Source organism: Pseudomonas sp. FME51, from assembly GCF_014897305.1.
On record NZ_JABUYN010000005.1, the window covers coordinates 16648 to 34713 of the forward strand.

The 18066-nt window shown below is 60.5% G+C and carries 17 protein-coding genes; 1 reads left to right on the forward strand and 16 read right to left on the reverse strand.

What is annotated here, in order from left to right; translation table 11 throughout:
• Positions 1–33: 33 nt before the first annotated feature.
• Positions 34–951 (forward strand): recombination-associated protein RdgC, encoded by a 918-nt coding sequence (gene rdgC / locus INT39_RS10175; RefSeq protein WP_193073818.1) that lies wholly within the window; start codon positions 34–36, stop codon positions 949–951.
• 398 nt (positions 952–1349) lie between these two features.
• Here rdgC and bamD read toward each other — a convergent pair whose 3' ends face one another.
• The 16 genes from bamD to INT39_RS10255 all read right to left on the reverse strand — a co-directional run bounded on the left by bamD (position 1350) and on the right by INT39_RS10255 (position 18066).
• The gene (gene bamD / locus INT39_RS10180; RefSeq protein WP_193073819.1) at positions 1350–1964 is read right to left on the reverse strand and encodes an outer membrane protein assembly factor BamD; all 615 of its coding nucleotides are present in this window, start codon (positions 1962–1964) and stop codon (positions 1350–1352) included.
• A 35-nt stretch (positions 1965–1999) separates the two neighbouring features.
• Positions 2000–2755: a type II secretion system protein N gene (locus INT39_RS10185; protein ID WP_193073820.1), complete on the reverse strand. Its 756-nt coding sequence runs from the start codon at positions 2753–2755 to the stop codon at positions 2000–2002.
• Complete coding sequence (gene gspM, locus INT39_RS10190; RefSeq protein ID WP_193073821.1) at positions 2755–3240, reverse strand: type II secretion system protein GspM; 486 nt, start codon at positions 3238–3240, stop codon at positions 2755–2757. Before gspM ends, INT39_RS10185 begins: the two co-directional genes overlap by 1 nt.
• Positions 3237–4472: a type II secretion system protein GspL gene (gene gspL, locus INT39_RS10195; protein WP_193073822.1), complete on the reverse strand. Its 1236-nt coding sequence runs from the start codon at positions 4470–4472 to the stop codon at positions 3237–3239. The genes gspM and gspL overlap by 4 nt, the downstream gene beginning before the upstream one ends.
• A gap of 25 nt (positions 4473–4497) precedes the next feature.
• Entirely contained in the window at positions 4498–5301 is an 804-nt protein-coding gene (locus INT39_RS10200) for a type II secretion system protein GspK (RefSeq protein WP_319021342.1), read from the reverse strand.
• Positions 5298–5930, reverse strand: coding sequence for a type II secretion system minor pseudopilin GspJ (gspJ, locus tag INT39_RS10205; RefSeq protein ID WP_193073823.1), 633 nt, complete (start codon positions 5928–5930; stop codon positions 5298–5300). The genes INT39_RS10200 and gspJ overlap by 4 nt, the downstream gene beginning before the upstream one ends.
• Positions 5927–6325, reverse strand: a complete 399-nt coding sequence (gspI, locus tag INT39_RS10210) for a type II secretion system minor pseudopilin GspI (RefSeq protein ID WP_193073824.1) — start codon at positions 6323–6325, stop codon at positions 5927–5929. Before gspI ends, gspJ begins: the two co-directional genes overlap by 4 nt.
• Positions 6306–6824, reverse strand: a complete 519-nt coding sequence (gene gspH, locus INT39_RS10215) for a type II secretion system minor pseudopilin GspH (protein WP_193073825.1) — start codon at positions 6822–6824, stop codon at positions 6306–6308. The genes gspI and gspH overlap by 20 nt, the downstream gene beginning before the upstream one ends.
• Before the next feature lie 2 nt (positions 6825–6826).
• Complete coding sequence (gspG, locus tag INT39_RS10220; protein ID WP_193073826.1) at positions 6827–7297, reverse strand: type II secretion system major pseudopilin GspG; 471 nt, start codon at positions 7295–7297, stop codon at positions 6827–6829.
• Between the two features lies 1 nt (position 7298).
• On the reverse strand, positions 7299–8510 hold the full coding sequence (gspF, locus tag INT39_RS10225; RefSeq protein WP_193073827.1) for a type II secretion system inner membrane protein GspF: 1212 nt from the start codon (positions 8508–8510) through the stop codon (positions 7299–7301).
• A gap of 2 nt (positions 8511–8512) precedes the next feature.
• Positions 8513–10045: a type II secretion system ATPase GspE gene (gspE, locus tag INT39_RS10230; RefSeq protein WP_226944691.1), complete on the reverse strand. Its 1533-nt coding sequence runs from the start codon at positions 10043–10045 to the stop codon at positions 8513–8515.
• Positions 10042–12093 (reverse strand): type II secretion system secretin GspD, encoded by a 2052-nt coding sequence (gene gspD / locus INT39_RS10235; protein ID WP_226944692.1) that lies wholly within the window; start codon positions 12091–12093, stop codon positions 10042–10044. Before gspD ends, gspE begins: the two co-directional genes overlap by 4 nt.
• A 7-nt stretch (positions 12094–12100) precedes the next feature.
• Positions 12101–12967, reverse strand: a complete 867-nt coding sequence (gspC, locus tag INT39_RS10240; RefSeq protein WP_193073828.1) for a type II secretion system protein GspC — start codon at positions 12965–12967, stop codon at positions 12101–12103.
• 309 nt (positions 12968–13276) lie between these two features.
• A complete protein-coding gene (locus INT39_RS10245; protein ID WP_193073829.1) occupies positions 13277–15376 on the reverse strand; it encodes a PhoX family protein in 2100 nt (699 codons plus the stop codon).
• 123 nt (positions 15377–15499) lie between these two features.
• Positions 15500–17233: a bifunctional protein-serine/threonine kinase/phosphatase gene (locus tag INT39_RS10250; protein WP_226944693.1), complete on the reverse strand. Its 1734-nt coding sequence runs from the start codon at positions 17231–17233 to the stop codon at positions 15500–15502.
• Positions 17234–17241: 8 nt separating this feature from the next.
• A complete protein-coding gene (locus tag INT39_RS10255) occupies positions 17242–18066 on the reverse strand; it encodes a formate/nitrite transporter family protein (protein WP_193073831.1) in 825 nt (274 codons plus the stop codon).

Below are 18066 nucleotides of genomic sequence, written 5' to 3' on the forward strand. Positions count from 1 at the left end.
TTTCATCCACGCACCGTCACACAAGGACTACCCATGTGGTTTCGTAATCTACTGCTCTACCGTTTCAGTCAGGATGTACCCTTCAACGAAGCAGAACTGCTCGCCGCTCTCGAAGAGCGCCCCGCCCGCCCCTGTGCCAGCCAGGAAACCCACACCCTGGGCTGGACCACGCCTTTCGGACGTCATTCCGAAAACCTGCTGCAGGTCGGTGACGGCTACTGGCTGATCGCGCTGCGCAAAGAGGAACGCATTCTGCCCGGTAGCGTAGTAAAGGACGCCCTGGCCGAGAAGGTGGAAGAAATCGAAGCTCGTGATGCCCGCAAGATCTACAAAAAGGAACGCGACACACTAAAGGACGACATCATCATGTCGCTGCTGCCACGCGCCTTCACTCGCACCCAGACCACCCTCGCCTGCATCGCACCGAAGGAAGGCTGGATTGCGGTGGACACCTCAAGCGCCAAACGTGCCGAAGACCTGCTCAGCTTGCTGCGTGAAGGCACTGGCAGCCTGCCGGTACGTCCGATGAACGTGAAAATGGCTCCAGCCGCGTGCATGACCGAGTGGGTCAAGAGCGGCCAGGCACCGGAAGGCCTGCTGATCTCGGATGAGTGCGAACTGCGTGACACGGGTGAAGGCGGCGGTGTGATTCGTTGCAAGCGTCAGGATCTGTCCAGCGACGAGATCCAACAGCACCTGACTGTCGGCAAGCAGGTCAGTCAACTGGCTCTGCATTGGCATGACAAGCTGTCCTTTACTCTGGACGACAAACTGGCAGTCAAACGTCTGCGTTTTGAAGAGCTGCTGCGTGACGAAGCGGACGACCAGGGCGGCGATGACATGGCCGGCCAACTCGATGCCAGCTTCATCATCATGTCCCGCACCCTGTCAGAACTGCTGCCAGCACTGACCACCGCGCTGGGCGGAGAAGATATTCCCCAGGGAATCTGACCCCGCAACCCCGGCGCTATCGGGGCTTGGGCAAGCTATCCACAAAACCTGTGGAAAACTCTGTGGATAGCCTGCTTAAAACTCGTTCCGCAGCATGAAATACGTGGCCGCGAGTCAGAATGATCAAAATATAACCAACATTTTTTATCAATAAAATCAACGAGTTAGTGTAGTTCGTGATATATCATGGACTTATAGCCAAGCGTTCGCACAAATCCGACCCGAATCCCTTTGACTGTGCACAATGTCAAGCGTCAATATCTCAAAATCGCGTAAAAAACCGGATCAAAACTCGGCATTAGCTATTGACGAACTCGCGGTCCGTGGAATCAATCTGTGCCGTGAGAGAACGAGTGGTGCTCCCTGCGGGAGCGGTCGGGGGCTTCTGCGGGGCGAGGCTACCGCTCCTCGTGCTGGTCCAGCCAGGCGTTGGCGTCTCGGCCGGGGTTGGTGTGGGGGTAGTATCGGGCGATATAACGCATGCGTTGTTCGCCGATCTGAGCGTCGCCGGCTTCGATGGCCTGCAATGCCAAGCGGTACTCGGCCCCCGCCATCTCTTCCAACAGCTCATTCAGCCGAGGTGCGATTTCGGCGCGGTAGTCGGACTCCGGAAAGTCCCGGACAAACTCGGCGAACAGAGCGTGAACCTTGCGCGCTTCCTTCAGCCGCAGTGCATCATCATCCTGGGTCATTTCAAACCGGGCATATTGCGCCAGCGTCATCAGGTACGCTGAGTAATCCGGATACGGCGGATCGACATGCCGCTTGCGGTAATCCTTGAGCAGCGCTTCCACCGCCACCACTTCGCCCTGCTGCAAACAGATATAAGCCGCCTGCTGCTCAAGCTCCGGAGCCTTGTGCCGGCGCAGATCAGCAACCAATCCATTATCGCAGCGGCCCATGCTGATCTTGGCCCGAGCATCGACCAAACCTGCCTCAGTCTGCTGCGATGAGCCCATTCCCGCACACCCCGTCAGCCCGACCAGTAACATCAGCACCACAAATAAACGCATCAGATATCCCCTGCCATCATGGCCGTTGTTCCATTTCACTGTAATTGCGCGCGCCAGCTGACCCAGCCCTGCGCATTCGGTTGGCCAAGCAGCCCCAGACCATCAGCCAGCCCACGCTCGGCATCCGGTCGCGCCTGCAGCTGCACATTGAGTTTCATCGGTTGCCCGGGACGCCAGCGCGCATCGCCCATCAGCCCCAGCGGCCCGCCCTGGTCCTGCAGATTGAGCAGCAACCAGCCATCGTCGTCCTCCAGTGTCGCGGTCAGATGTCCGAACGGCATCGCCTGCGGCAAACCACCCGCCGCATCCTGCCATACCAGACGGCCATTGGCTGCCACCACCGACTCGAAATCCTTCAGCGCCACTTCGGGCACATCCAGCAACCAGACTCCACGCAGAACAAAAGGAGCGTTGTTGATGGCCGCCATGCTCGCCGCATCGAGCGTGCCATTGATCTGGCTGATTGTCAGCGAACCCAGACCCGCATGCAGTTGCGCATTGACCTTGCCATTGCGCGGCTGCCAGAGCAGGTCGAGCCCGATCTGGCCACGCAGCAATCGGGACGGCAACCAGTCCCAGCTGAGCCTACCCTGATCGATGCCATCCACTTCCATCCGAGCCACCTGCCCGGACCACAGCGTACCGGTCAACCCATGCAGGGTCACCGGCGTCGGCAACTGCCCCTCCAGTCGTTTCCAGACAAAGGCTGCGGGCAGATTCCATAGCAGCGTGAGCACATACAACAACAGCGCACAGACCACCATCATTTTGATGTTCCAGGCTTTGATCATCAACGCGGCTCCACCTTGACTCGGGCCGACACCTGACCCGGTGCCGTTCCCGCATCCACGGCCAGTTGGCTGACCTGTAAACCATGACGCTGCTCCAGCTCGGCCAGCCACACCAGCAACACGTCAAAGCTCATCTCGTTGAACCACACCCGAGCACCCTGTCCTTCGGGTTGTACGCGCTCCATGGATTCGCGGATGCCCGCCGCGCTGGCCGAGACCTCCACCAACGTCAGCACCGAACCACCTGCCGCCACGCCCCCGCTCTGACTGCCCCGCTGCGTGCCCTGTCGTTTGACCTGCCCAGCTACCTGCTGCATCCAGGTCAGGTCGGCGGTCAGTGCACTGATGTCCGCCCGCTGCTGTTCGCGCTTCTGCACCAGCGGCTCCCAGATCAGCAACCAGAGCACCAGTATCGACAGCAATAGGGCACCGCCAATCAGCACCGCTCGTTCACGCGGAGCCAGCCCTGCCCACCAGGTATTCATGATCCACCCCTTTGTACCTTGAGCCGGGCAGTAACACCCTCATTGCCTGAGTCAGCACCCTGCAAGGTCTCGCTCAGACCAGGTCCGGCAGCCAGTTTGCTGCGAATACTTTCCAGTTCAGCGAAGGACGGCAGTTGCAGCTCCAATTCGACCTCGGTTGGCGTCGCGCGAAACTGTTTGATCTGCTCCGTATTGCCCTCACCCACCACCGCCAGGACCTCGTACAACAAACTACCGGTGCCACTCTGACTCGCCTGTGCCGTCCCGCCGGCAAGTGCCTGGCGGAACTGGGTGACCGGATCTACCCGTCGGCTTTTCGGCAGCGTGCGATCGAACAGCTGGTCAATTTCCGTCACCAGCCGCTCACGCTCGTTGGATAACAGCATGCCCTCGATCACCAGCTGCCCCACCAGCACCGCCAGCAATACGCCTGCCGCGATCATCACCGGCCGCAGTTTGCGCCAGGGAGGCGTGGCCATGCCGTTGGTGTAAGGGCCACATAGCAGGTTCAGCACCCGCGCCGGTTGCTGGCAGCGCTTGAGTGCGGCGTCCAGCGCCGGGATCAGCTCTGCCTGCTGCACCTTGCACTCGGCTTCCGACAGTCCCAGCTCGGTCAACTCATAGCCGCTCAGCTCCAGGACCCGCTGCTCCCCATCCAGTTGTGCCAGACGCTGTTTCAGCCAGAACCCGAGCAACCCGGTTTCGATCAACACCGGCTCCTGATCGACGCTGGTAACCAAGGCTCTATCAGCCTCGGCGGGCCAGGGTGATGGTTGCACCCGCAGCCCTGCCGCGGGCGCCATATCATCGTGCAGACTGGCTTGCGGCAGTAATGCTTCCAACCGCCAGCCGGCGGCATGACAGCCATCCAACCAGGCCACCATATGACGCTGCTCGGTGACAGCGGCGGCGAAGCGGCCATCGGCTCGACGCGGGCCCGCCACCAGATGCAGCTCTTCCAGCTCCTGGCCCAGTTGATCCTCCAGCGCAAAGGGCAGCGCGGCGCGGGCTGCCGAGGCGCTGCGCACCGGTATGGCAATGCGGTACAGATTCACTTCGGTGGCCGGAGCCAGTGCGCGTAAACGTTCGGTCGGAAAGCGTGTGCGCAACTGGGCCAGGCTGTCTTGCCCAGACTCCTCCGGCGTACCCTCACGACCGGTGCGCCACCAATGCAGTCGGGGCGGCTCAAGCGTGCCGATATCCGGTGATTCAGGTAGTAGCACTATCAGCATGTTTTCATCCGTCGATTAACACTGGTCATGGCTCGCAGGCCGTTTGTTCTCTGAGAACCACTTTTCCATTGGGTGCATCCAGCAAAGTGCATTGATAAAACCGCCGATTGGCAAATTCCGCCATGATTTGCAGACGCATGAACCAGGGCGCATTCTCCCCGGCGCTCCGGTCAGCGAAGACCTCCTGCATCAACTCCGGGCTGCGCTCCAGATCAATAGGGCTGGCCGTTCCGGGATAAGCCGTCACCCAGGGCGCCAGTGCCTGCCAGGCCTCCGCCGTCATGCCACTGACGCTGTTCAGTTCCGATGCCACTACCATCGGCCGGTTTCCGGAGACCCTGGCCGGGGTCTCCAGCCGGTAGATCGGATCATCCGATTCGGGGTTCATCCAGTCACTCACCGCCATGGCCAGTTGCGCGCCGGAAGGCATCTGCACGCCGCTCTCCTGCCCTACCTGATCGACCAGACGGGCAAAATAGCCCTGCTCGGTTTCATCGGCGCCGGCCAGGGCATTGAGATTGTAACGACAGCGCATGTCATTCAGTGTCGCCTCCAGGCGTACGCCATCAACTTCGAAGGGTAACGCCGGCGACAGGCAGGTATCCCACAGCAAGTCCTCCGGCCCCTCGGCCCGCTCCAGCAACTGCAACACCATGTTCTCGGCACCCAGTGCCACCTGACGTGAAAAGTCACGCTCGAATACCGCACTGGTACGGCGAATATCTGCCTGTCCGCGCATGGCCATCCCCACTGCGGCGACCACCGCCAGCGCCATCACCAGCAGCGCAGTGATCAGGGCCACGCCTTTCTGTTGATGTCGTGTATTCACAACCCCACCGCCATCATCCGTCGTATCTCACCCAGGCCCGGCAAATCCAGAACCACCTCCACCGCCACCGGCAAGCCACCCGCTTCCGGATCGGCATCGGCCAGTGGCCAGACATCAACCCGCTCCAGGCCCGAGGGTGTGCGAACGATGAACACAAATCCGCTATTGGCGCCAAGCAATCGCTGCTCGTCGGCCAGCTCGGCAAAGGGTCGTACGCGCATGCTTTCGGCATCCACGATATCCACTCCCGGCCACAGACGCCGCTCCAGGCCCCGATCCGTAATCTGCCAGGCACTGCGGCGCAAACGCTGGTCACCACCCGCCCCGGCACGCACCAGTTCCAGCAGATGCTCGTCGGCCCCCGGGCGCAAGCGCAACGGCGGTAAAGGGTCGCCGAACTCGTCACGCACAGTGACATCCACCACCTGGGCCAGATCCCGCTCCAACACACTCAGGGTCACCTGCAGGTCCGCCAACTGCTGCCCCTGCTCACGAGTGATGAAGTCCGCATTCAAAACCGCGCGCAAGCCTTGATAGGCCACCACACTCATCACCGCAAAAACCGCCATGGCTATGAGCATCTCAAGCAGCGTGAAGCCCCCCTGCCGGGATATATTCGAGCGTCTCATGGCAGCAGGAATCCACTGGCAGTGGCGCGCTGCGCGTCTTCGCCCCGTTCAGCCAGCCACAGACGCACATCCACCCGTTTCACCGCAGGCAACGGGAATGGTGACTGCGCGGTGTAATCACTCATTTCCACCTCGAAGCCAAACCGATAAGGCCCCATGGTGACCTCGCCGGTACGCCCCCCTTCAGTCACGGCACGCATACCGGTCTGATATTCGGTCAACAGGTTCTGCCCTGCCCAGTGCGCCAGGGTGCGCTCCCGAAGATAAGCGGTGTTGCGCGCATGGTCTGCGCCGGTCTTGACCAGTGCAGCGAGCGCCACCGATAGAATGGTCAGCGCCACCAGCACTTCAAGCAGAGTGAATCCGGCCTCGCGCCTAGTTCTGAGGTATGGCATCCAGCACCTCGATATGACCTTCCAGCTCGACTCGCATATGGCGTACCAGATCCTTGCCGGGCACCCGCAGAGTGATCAGCGCGGGTGTCATCTCGCCGGTATTGCCCAGCCGGATATGCGGCTCCCAACCCCGCGTCTGCGGCAATGGTGTACGTTCGCCATCCAGTTCCAGCTCCACCTCGATCAACCCCGGCTCGAATTGCCGCGGGCCCAATTGCCGGTCCACCAATGGCCGCCACTCCCGGGTGTTGTCATCCAGCACCACCAGTTCGAGAAAACTGTATCCGTCGCGGCGCAAACCCAGGGCCCGATCCGACTGGCCGGTGATCAACAGTTCATCCCGGGCCAGACTCAGGGTTGCTGCCAGGCGTTCCGTTTCGGAGCGCAGCGTGCGTTCAGCGCCATCACCGATCGACAGCGTTGCCAGACCCGCAACGATGCCGATCAACACCAGCACCACCAGCAATTCCATCAATGTGAAGCCGCGCTGGGTCCGCATGATCAGTTGCGGTTTCCTGGCTCTTCCACGTTCCAGTTGCCGATATCGGCGTTGGCGTCGGTACCGCCGGCGCGGCCATCGGCGCCAAAGCTGTAGATGTCATACTCGCGGTCATCCCGGCCCGGTCGCAGGTACTGGTACTCATTGCCCCAGGGGTCATTCTGCAGACGGTCGATATAACCGCCGGCACGCCAGTTGCGCGCCGTATCATTGCCGGTCGGCCGCTCCACCAGAGCACGCAAGCCCTGCTCAGTGGTTGGGTAGTTGAAGTTATCCAGGCGATACAGATTCAGCGCGCTCTCCATCGCCCGGATGTCGTTCTGCACCTTGGTGATCCGTGCCTGATCGGGTCGGTCCATCACGCGCGGCACGACGACAGCCGCGAGAATACCGAGAATGACTACCACCACCATGACCTCGATCAGGGTGAAACCGCGTTGTGCAATGGGTGTTTTTCGTGCTGTATGGGACATATCAATTGACCAGTTGGTTGAGTTCAAAGATAGGCAACAGGATGGCCAGTACGATAATCAGTACCACGCCCCCCATCGCCAGAATCAGTAAGGGCTCAAAGACGCCCATGACCATCGCAATCCGTGCTTCCAGTTCCCGCTCCTGGGTTTCCGCTGCGCGTTCAAGCATCTTGTCCAGCGTGCCACTGCTCTCACCGCTCTTGATCAGACTCAGGGTCATCGGCGGGAAGTAGCCGCTGCGTTCCAGCGAATGGCCGACGCCCGCGCCTTCGCGGACTTTCTTTGCCGCGTCACTGACCGCATCGCGCATCGGCGTATTGCTGATCACACTGGCGCTCATGTTCAACGCATCCAGCAGCGGCACACCACTGCCGGCCAGAATATTCAGCGTGCGGGCAAAGCGTGCGGTATTCAGGCCGCGGATCAAGCGCCCGACCAATGGCACCTTGAGCATCGTATGGTCCCAGCGATAGCGCGCCGCGGGCCGCTTGAGAATATGCCGGGTCAATATCACTGCGCCGGCAATCGACAACAGCATGAGCCAGCCCCAATGCCGTACCGTATCACTGGTGGCAATCAGCGCCCGGGTCAGCCAGGGCAACTGCTGATTCATCCCCGCGAACACCTGCACCACTTCCGGGACCACATAGGTCAGCAGCGCGACCACCACCAGCAACGCCACCAACGTCAGGATCGCCGGGTAGAACATCGCCAGCTGGATCTTCTGGCGCATGGCATTCTGCGCCTCCACGTTATCGGCCAGGCGCTCCAGCACCACGTCCATGCGCCCCGCCTGCTCGCCAGCAGCAATGGTGGTGCGATAGATGGTGGGAAACACGGAGGGGAACTCACCCATCGCATGGGCCAGCGGCAACCCCTCCATGACTCGCGTGCGCACCGCCGACAGCGTAGCCTTGACCTTGGGCGACTCGCTTTGCCGGGCCACGGTGCCAAGCACCTCCTCAATCGGCATGCCCGCCCGGGCCAGCGTAGCCATCTGCCGGGTCGCCAGTGACAGCTCCAGCGGTTTGATCCGTCGTTGCAATACCGGCATGCGCAGCACAGATCGCTTCTCGGCAATCTCGCTCACCGATATCGGCATCAGTCCCTGTTCGCGCAGGCGCCCGCGAACCTGGCGGGAGGAATCACCCTCCTCCACGCCCTTGCGGGTACGACCGGACTGATCCAGCGCAACGTATTCGAAAGCCGGCATGCTCAGTCCTCCCGGGTAACGCGCAGAACTTCTTCCAGCGTGGTGTCACCGGCCAGCACCCGGCGCAGCCCATCCTGGCGAATACCCATTTGCGCCAGCCGCGCATGCCGCACCATGGTCTGCTCACTGGCACCGTCGTGGATCAGCCCGCGCAGGGTGTCATCGATTTCGATCAATTCATAAATGCCGGTCCGCCCACGGTAACCGCCGCCCTTGCATTTCGGGCAACCCACCGGACTGTACAGCGTCGGCGCGGCCGTCGGGTCAACACCCAACAGACGACATTCGCTGGGCGTGGCAGTATGCGCCTTGCAGCAATCAGGGCACAGCGTTCGTACCAGCCGCTGGGCCAGCACGCCGTTAAGTGTGGAGGACAACAGGAACGGCTCTATGCCCATATCCCGCAACCGGGTAATCGCACCGACCGCCGTGTTCGTATGCAGCGTGGAAAACACCAGGTGACCGGTCAGACTCGCCTGAATGGCGATCTGTACTGTCTCCACGTCGCGGATCTCACCGACCATGACCACATCCGGATCCTGGCGCAGAATCGCGCGCAGCCCCCGGGCGAAGGTCATGTCGACCTTGGTGTTGATCTGGGTCTGACCTATCCCATCCAGGTAATACTCGATGGGGTCTTCCACGGTGAGAATATTGCGGCTGCGGTCATTCAGGCGCATCAGCGCTGAGTACAGCGTAGTGGTCTTACCCGAACCGGTCGGTCCGGTCACCAGCACGATACCGTGCGGGCGACTGAGAATGCGTTCCATGGCCTGATAATGCTCTTCGCACATTCCCAGATGTCGCAGCTCCAGACGACCGGCCTGTTTATCCAGCAGACGCAGCACTACCCGCTCGCCGTGTCCGGAAGGCAAGGTCGACACCCGCACGTCCACCGCCCTGCCCACCAGACGCAGGCCGATACGGCCGTCCTGCGGCAGGCGTTTCTCGGCAATATCCAGCTTGGCCATGACCTTGATCCGCGACACGATAACCGGCGCCAGCGCCCGTGGCGGCTCCAGCACTTCACGCAATACACCGTCGACCCGCAAACGAATCGACAGGCGGTTTTCAAAGGGTTCGATATGGATATCCGAGGCGTTTTCCTTGACCGCCTCGGACAGCAGCGCATTGATCAGCCGGATGATCGGCGCCTCGTCCTGGGATTCGAGCAGGTCTTCCGGCTCGGCCAATGACTGAGCCACCGACATCAGATCGGTATCCTCGCCCAAACCTTCAACAAACTGCATGGCATCGTTGGCCGAGCGCTCGTAGCGGTCACGCAGGCGGGCAGCGAAGGCATCATCGTCCAGAACGATCGGGCGCAATGGATGCCCTGCCAGCCGGCGCAACTCCAGCAGCGCCTGCGGGTCACAGTCAGCGCGCACAAACACATCCAGCTGATTGTCGTGCAACTTGTCAGGCAGCACCCCGAAACGCCGGGCGAACCGATAATCCGTTTCGGCCTGCAACCCGGCCTCAGGCATTACAGCACTGATATCAGCCTCAATCACCGGCACCTCCCGGATGGTCATCTCGACCCCGGCGGCGCAGGGATCGGACTCTTGACCGCCAGATTATCCTGGCTGGCATTCTCGAAGGGCGGCGGCAAGGTCAGCAGATAATTCCAATCTGGCAACACCGGCATATCGCTGCGTGGCAGCAAGCTGTCGTTACGCCCCTGTTCCTTTAATTGCTGATCACGAATATAGCTGTATTTGGCGTGGGTCAGGCTCTCCGCCACCGCACTGTCGCGCACGATGACCGTCCGCAGAAAGACCATCAGATTACGCTTTTCCACACTCGCCGTATCGTAGCGAAACAACCGGCCCAGCCCAGGTACGTCGCCCAGAAAAGGCACCTTGTCGCGGGTCTCGACCATCTGGTCATCGATCAACCCGCCCAGTACGATCATCTGGTTGTCATCCACCATGACATGGGTATTGAGGCTACGCTTGTTGGTGATCAGGTCGGCCGCGCCGCTGGCACCCGGTGCGATCTGCGATACTTCCTGGGCAATTTCCAGGCGGACCGCGTTGCCTTCGTTGATCTGCGGACGAATCCGCAATTTGATACCCACATCTTCCCGCTGGATGGTATCGAACGCCTGGCCGGAGTTTTCCACCGAGCGACCAACAATGAAGGGTACGTTCTGACCGACAACGATTTCCGCTTCTTCGTTATCCAGCGTCAGTAGACTCGGCGTGGACAGGATATTGCTGGAGCTGTCGCCCTGCAGCGCATTGATCAGCAGACCGATCTGCGTGCTACCGATAGTGCCCACACCGCCAAGCGTTGCGCCATCGGACAGCGACGGCGGCGAGGTGAGATCCCCGTCCAGAAAGCCATCAATACCCGCCGCCAGGTTGAGGATGCCGCCACTGCCGCGGGCGAAGTTGATGATCCCCACGCCCTTGCCATCATTGGCAAAGCCCCACTGCACACCCAGCTCCTTGGCACGATCATAAGACACCTCGGCAATGACAGCCTCAACCAGCACCTGCGCCCGTCGAATATCCAGCTGACGGATGATCTGTGACATCTCACGGGTCAGTTCCGCGGGACCGTAGATCACCACCGAGTTGGTACTCTCGTGAGCCTGAATCCGCACCCTGGAATCCTGGTTACCATAACCGTAGGAGCCGGAGGAGCTGCCACTGCTCGACGAAGTGCTACCCGTAGAGCCACTTTCCACGTCCCGCCCGTCAGCAATACCACGCAGCACCTCGGCAACATCCTCGGCCTTGGCGTAGCGCAGATAGTGCACCTGGGTATTGCCTTCATCACCGACCACGTCCAACTGACGAATCATCGCCCGGTAAGCCAGACGCTTTTGCGGATCGCCCAGCAGCACCACCGTATTGGTGCGTTCATCGGCGATCATGCGCACGCGCTTGGAGGCGTTTTCTTCCGGCGAGGAAACCTGCAACCCTTCGGTTATACGCACCAGTTCCAGTGCCGAGGCATGCTCCAGCGGAATAACTTCGAACTCCTCCATGGATTCCTGATCGATACGCTGGATCAGCCCTTCGATACGCCGTACGTTGGCGGCGGTATCAGCAATCACCAGTGAGTTGGATTCGGCAGCCGCTGCCAGATGCCCGCCCTTGGGCACCAGCGGGCGCAAAATGCGCACCAGTTGGCTGGCGTCCAGATGGCGCACGCTGATCACATGAGTAATGAACTCGTCGCCACGGCTGTTGCTATCCAGCGTGCCTACTTCGTTCTCCTTGGCCTGCACTTCGGGAACGATGCGCACCGTACCTTCGGCACCTGCCACCGCAGCAAAGCCGTAGGACTTCAGTACGCCGAGAAACAGGTCATACAATTCATCACGCTTGATCGCCTGGCCGGATACCACATTGACCTGGCCGCGCACCCGCGGATCGACAATGAAGTTGATGCCGGTTTCCTGGCTGACGATTTCGATCAGTCCATTGATATCGGCGTCCCGCAGATTCAACACCAATTCATTGTCCGTGCTCTGCGCAGCCGGTGTCTGCGCCATCGAAGCAGCACTCAGCAAACTCAGACTCAAAGCCAACGACAGGGTAAAGCGGGTCTTCGCAAACAACATAGGCATCGTAGTCTCAGTCCATGGTAATCGTTATGTTCATCGGTTGTCCGTCACGCTCCAGAGAGACTGATACCGAACTGGCATCGGCAAGCTCTTTCAACAGATCGCGGTAATCACTGATATCCGACACTGGGCTGCCATTCACCTCAGTGATCACGTCGCCAGCGACCAGCCCGGCGGCCTCGAACTCACGGGAATTACGCGCAGGGCTGACTTCCAGCCCATGCAACGCGCCGTCCCGCATCACCGGGCTGGCACTGATCACATCAAGAAAACGTTGGGGGTTGTCGACCCAGGCATCACGGTCGATGCGCGGCACGCCGCCATCGGCTGCCAGCGAAGCGGATTGAGCTGTCGGCAACGCTGGCGCGCGCCGGCTTCCGGCGGAAGCACCAGCAGTGTCATGGCGTTTCAGCCGGAGGGTTTCCAGACGACCACCGCGATTGAGAATGACCCGGTCGGGGAATACTTCCTGCAGCTTCACGCCACCCGGCAGACTGGCGCCGACGCGATACAGTTTTTCAGATTGCCCACGGGGCAGAAGAATGGCCGCGCTGCGGCTCGGATCAGGATCGGACAACACACCTTTGAGGGACCAGCTGAGGGAGGTTTCTGGTGCGTGCACAGCTCTGGCCCCGCCCTTGGCGGCAGACTTGCCGAACACAGACAGATTCGCGAGCTCACCGAAACTGCCGCCTGCGGTGGTGGTACTGGCGAACAACTCTATGCTGGCAGGTGTCTCAGCTACAGCAGTCAGGATGCTCGAAGGCTCCAGCAGAGCCCAGGTCAGGCGTCCCAGCAGAACAGCAGTGATAGCCACCAACATGAAGGTTGAAAACCTGACCACAGAATCCAGGGTAAAACGGGCTACCAGTGGCATGCTTTCTCCAGGCAAAGCCAGTGGCCGAATGGCCACACGATCAGTCGCAGAAGACTACCGACCTTTCGTTGCAGTTTTATTGTTATGGTTCTGAAACATTATCTCAGCCGATTTGATTGTCACGAATTTGCCATATACCAGCAAGCTTCTTGATTGAATTATCGGAGGCACTGCACGCTACCGGTCATTCGAGACCATGCTCAATAACCTGTTTGGGTGACACAGGAGGAGGATGGAGCGCCTTGGCTCCAAAAAAAAATGGCTGGGACACCTCAGTGCCCCAGCCATTTCAGATACCGCAGGTCTTGATCAGCTGCCGATCACACCGCCGTCATCCTTCCAGATGACCACAGTGGCTGAACGGGGCGGCATTCTGACCGGGTTGCGGTCCGGCCAGGTGCTGCGCACATAGCGCTGACCCACTTCCCATTCCTGCGGGGTGGTGGTGGCACCCGGATGCTGCACGTTGATGAACATGGTCTTCTGATCCGGGGTGGTGATCACACCGGTGATCTCCTGGCCGATCGGGCCGGTCAGGAAGCGGCGCATCTCACCGGTATTCGGATCAGCGCAGAGCATGGCGTTGTTACCGAACACTTCAAACACACCATTGTTCTGGCTACCTTCGCCGATATCAGTCTGGATCCATACACGGCTGTCCTTGTCGATCCACAGGCCATCCGGCGAGCTGAGCAGGTTGTCTGCGGTCAATGCCTCACCATCAGCGCCCTTGCCCTCGAGGTGGGCTTCGCCACTCTGACCGGTGTCGCCACCAAACAGGAAGATATCCCACTCGAAGGTGGTCGAGGCATGGTTGCCACCGGCTTCAGCCCAGCGAATGATGTGACCATGGCGGTTCTGCTTACGCGGGTTGGCTCCCTTGGCATCCTCCTCGCTACGACCGCTGTTGTTGGTCAGAGTGAAGTACACATCGCCATTGTTCGGATCGACAGCGCCCCACTCCGGGCGGTCCATTGGCGTACCACCGACGATGCCGGCAGCCATACGGGTATTGACCAACACATCGGCCTGGTCGGAAAATTCAGGGGCATTCAGGCCATTCTGACCATGCACCAATGGCAGCCAGTCGCCAGTGCCATCATCGTTGAACCGGCCAACATACAAGGTACCGGTGTCCAGAATGGAGCCGTCAGTAGTGCCCTTCTGGAACGGCTGATCGCTGACGAACTTGTAGATGAATTCGTTGGTCGAGTCGTCACCGGAGTAGCAGACCACCGGCTCACCATCCACGGCAGGGCCGAACACCACGCCCTCATGGCCAAACCGACCCAGACTGGTGCGTTTCTTCGGCGTGCTTTGCGGATCGAAGGGGTCGATTTCTACCATCCAGCCGAAGCAGTTCGGCTCGTTGCGGTAGTCTTCAGCAGCGGACGCGCCGATGCTGGTGGCGTCGAAGCGGGTGAATTCCTCTCCACCACCATTAGCCAGGGCCCAGCGGTAGCGGCTGTCACTGGCGCGGATACCGTAACGCTGGTGTTCACGGGGTAGTGTCTCGTCGCGGTTGCCGAAATAGCCAGCCCAGTTTTCCTCGGCGGCCATATAGGTGTTCCAAGGCGTAACACCCATGGCGCAGTTGTTCAGGGTGCCGCGGGTCGCGAAGCCATCCGGACTGTACTTGGTTTTCACCAGATCGCTGCCGCGTACCGGGCCGTGCAGCTCCATAGGGGTCAGACCGGTGACGCGACGGTTGTAATCACTCTGCACATGCTCCCAGCGGTTGTCGCTGCGCTTTTGTACATGAACGACCGATACGCCGTGGCCATTCAATTCCTTGAGCGCCTGATCGCGGTCACGGCTGCCGTCATCGCGCATAACCACAGCGCCACTGCTTAGAGCCACACCGATATGATTCGCATGCATGAAACGCGGCTCGACGTACTCATGGTTCATTACCAGCAGCCCTTCATCGGAGCTACCTTCGAAGGGTTCGTCGCCTTCGATCGGGAAGAAATGCATACCGTCATGGTGCGAGCCCATCTGCATACCCTGCTCGGCGCCTGTGTTGTCGATGGCGAAGGCAGGCATGTCACCCAGAATGGGCGTACCCCAGGGCAGAATCACCTGAAAGCTATAACCCTGCGGAACAATGATATCGTCTGATTCGCTGGTCGGTACCGCAGTGAACCCCAGCAGCGGCCCGGTTTCACCGCCGTCGCCTGCACCTGGCGCACGGTCATCGTTGTCACTATCGCTGTCCAGGCAGCCAGCCAGGCCCAGGCTCATGAAGCCCAGCGCCGCTGCACCGGCTGTGCCTTTCAATACAGAACGCCGCGCCAAACGGGCTTCCAGTACGTTGGCGAAACTTCTGTTGCCAGAATAATCCAGCTGCGGCTCATCACCGTTGCCGTTGTCGACGATGATGACGTTGTTGCGAATTTCCTCAGACATCCGATCTTCCCTCTACAGGCTTTAGTTATGATCGCTAGAGCATGCAAGCGGCAGATGAAAGCTGAACGACTATCGAATGAAGGTTTGAAGACCAAAAGAAGGCCGAATGATTGCCTGTTGATATCAGCTGCCGGCGATCTTGAAAAGCGCCAAAAGCAGCGCCACTGACAGCAGCAGCGCAGCGCTCTGCCATACGGCGACAGGATTGCGCTCCAGCAGGGATGGGCGCTGCGTGGTCAGGCGCGCGCCGCCGGACTGACACAAGTCGAAGGTGAACTCGGATAACGCAGCGTAACGTTTGTTCGGGTCCGGATGCACCGCCTTCTTCAGCACCTCATCCAGCCAGACGGGCAGATCCTGCCGGTACTGCAACGCGCTTTGGTAACGAAGCCGCAACTGCGCAGCCCGGGTGGATGCCTTGGCCACCTCGGTGCCATAGGGCAGCCTGCCGGTGAGCAGCTGGTAGGCGATCACTCCCAGCGAGAATAGATCCGAGCGCGGCGATCCTCCCAGCCCGAGGAAGTATTCCGGCGCCGCGAACTGCACCGTCCCCGGCACCGGATGCCGCGGCGCGCCACCCTCCATCTCATCGATACCGGCGACCTGCACCGAGCCGAAATCGATGATCTTCACCGTACCGGCGCGATCGAGCATGATGTTCTGCGGTCGCAGGTCCTGGTGCAGCATGTCCAGGCGATGGAAGGCACGCAGCCCCGTGGCGATCTGGTCGATGATGTCGCGCACCCGCTGCAGCTCCGGCAGCGGGTTGTCGAGCATCCACTGATGCAGGGTCTGACCTTCGACGAACTCGTTGACGGTGTACAGATAGTGGCGCTGGCGAGCCGGCGCCGCGCTGACCACATGGGGACTGTGCAGCCGTCGGGCGACCCATTCCTCCAGCATCAGATGCTCCAGCGAGGCCGGGTCCTGGCGCTGGTCGATCGAGGGCACCTTCAACGCCACCCGTTGGCCGGATGCGTTGTCCGTCGCCAGATAGACATGGCTGCGGCTGCTGGCCTGCAGTTCGCGCTCGATGGTGTAGCCATCGAAAACCGCGCGACTCTCCAGCAGGGGCGCCGGCGACAGCTCGGTCAGTTGCCGGCTGTGCTCCATGACAGTCGGTGCCGGCAGAACGTCAATACGCAACAGTTGCACGGTCAGGTTGTCGTCACTGCCCAGCGCCAGCGCCTGTTCGATGATGCGCCGGGCAGCCAGGTTCAGGTCATCTGCATGCTCGGAGATCACATGCCCGAGTTGCGGCGCATCCAGGTATTCGTGAACCCCGTCGGTGGCGAGAATGAACAGGTCACCGCGTTCGATAGGCAATGCCAGATGGTCGATTTCCAGATGCGGACCAATACCCATGGCCCGCGCCAGATAGCTGACATCCGCCGACACGCGCAGCCGGTGGTCGCGGGTCAGTTGCTCCAGTTCAGCGCCGCGCAATCGGTAGATTCGCGCATCACCCACATGGAAGAGATAGGCGGTCGCTGACTTGATGATGAGCGCGCTGAAGGTGCAAACGTAACCCCGGTCGGCATCATGCCGGTATTCACCCTGACGGGTCTGGCCGTGCAGCCAGGCGTTAGTGGCCGCCAGCACCCGCTGCGCCGACTTGCGCACCGACCAGGCGTCCGGCGTGCAATAGTAGTCCTCCAGAAAACCGGCAACCGCCGTGTGACTGGCGAGATGACTGACCTCGCTGCTGCTGATGCCATCGGCCAGCGCCACCGCGATGCCCTTCGTGCTCAACAGGGGTTCCGCTGGCAGACAGACGCCATGACAGTCCTGATTGACATCCTTGCGCCCCCGGTCAGAAGCCTGACCGAGGGCGATATCCAGACGTGGATGCGACATGGCGAGCGTCATACCACCTGGCGCACCTGTGCACGCTTGGGTGCGGTACGGATATGGGTGGTGTAGAGCGTCAGCCCGGTGAAAGCCAACCCACCTACCAGATTGCCCAACGCGGTAGGAATCTCGTTCCAGATCATGTAATCCATCACCGAGAAATCGCCACCCATGATCATGCCGAAGGGGAACAGAAACATGTTCACCACCGAATGCTCGAAGCCCATGTAGAAGAACAGCATCACCGGCATCCACATGGCAATGGCCTTGCCGCCGACGGTGGTGGAAATCATCGCGCCGACCACGCCCAGCGAAACCATCCAGTTGCACAGCATGCCGCGCAGGAAGATAGTCGCCCAGCCGGCCGCGCCATATTCTGCGTACCCCAGGGTACGGCTTTCACCGATATGCGAGATCTTTTCGCCGATCTCTCCCGCTTCAATGGAAAAGCCATAAGTGAAGACGAAGGCCATCATGAAGGCAACGGTCAGCGCCCCGGCAAAGTTGCCGAGAAATACCCAGCCCCAGTGGCGCAGAATCGTCCCAGCCGTAACCCCCGGGCGTCGATCCAGCAAAGCCAGGGGTGTGAGCATGAAGACCCCGGTGAGCAGGTCGAAGCCCATCAGATACAACATGATGAAGCCAACCGGGAACAACACCGCGCCCAGCAGTGGCGAGCCGGTCTGGACGGTCACGGTAATGGCAAACACCGCCGCCAGGGCAAGAATGGCGCCGGCCATGAAGGCCCGGATCAACGTATCACGAATGGACATAAACAGCTTGGACTCACCGGCATCGACCATCTTGGTGACGAATTCAACAGGAACGAGATAGGACAT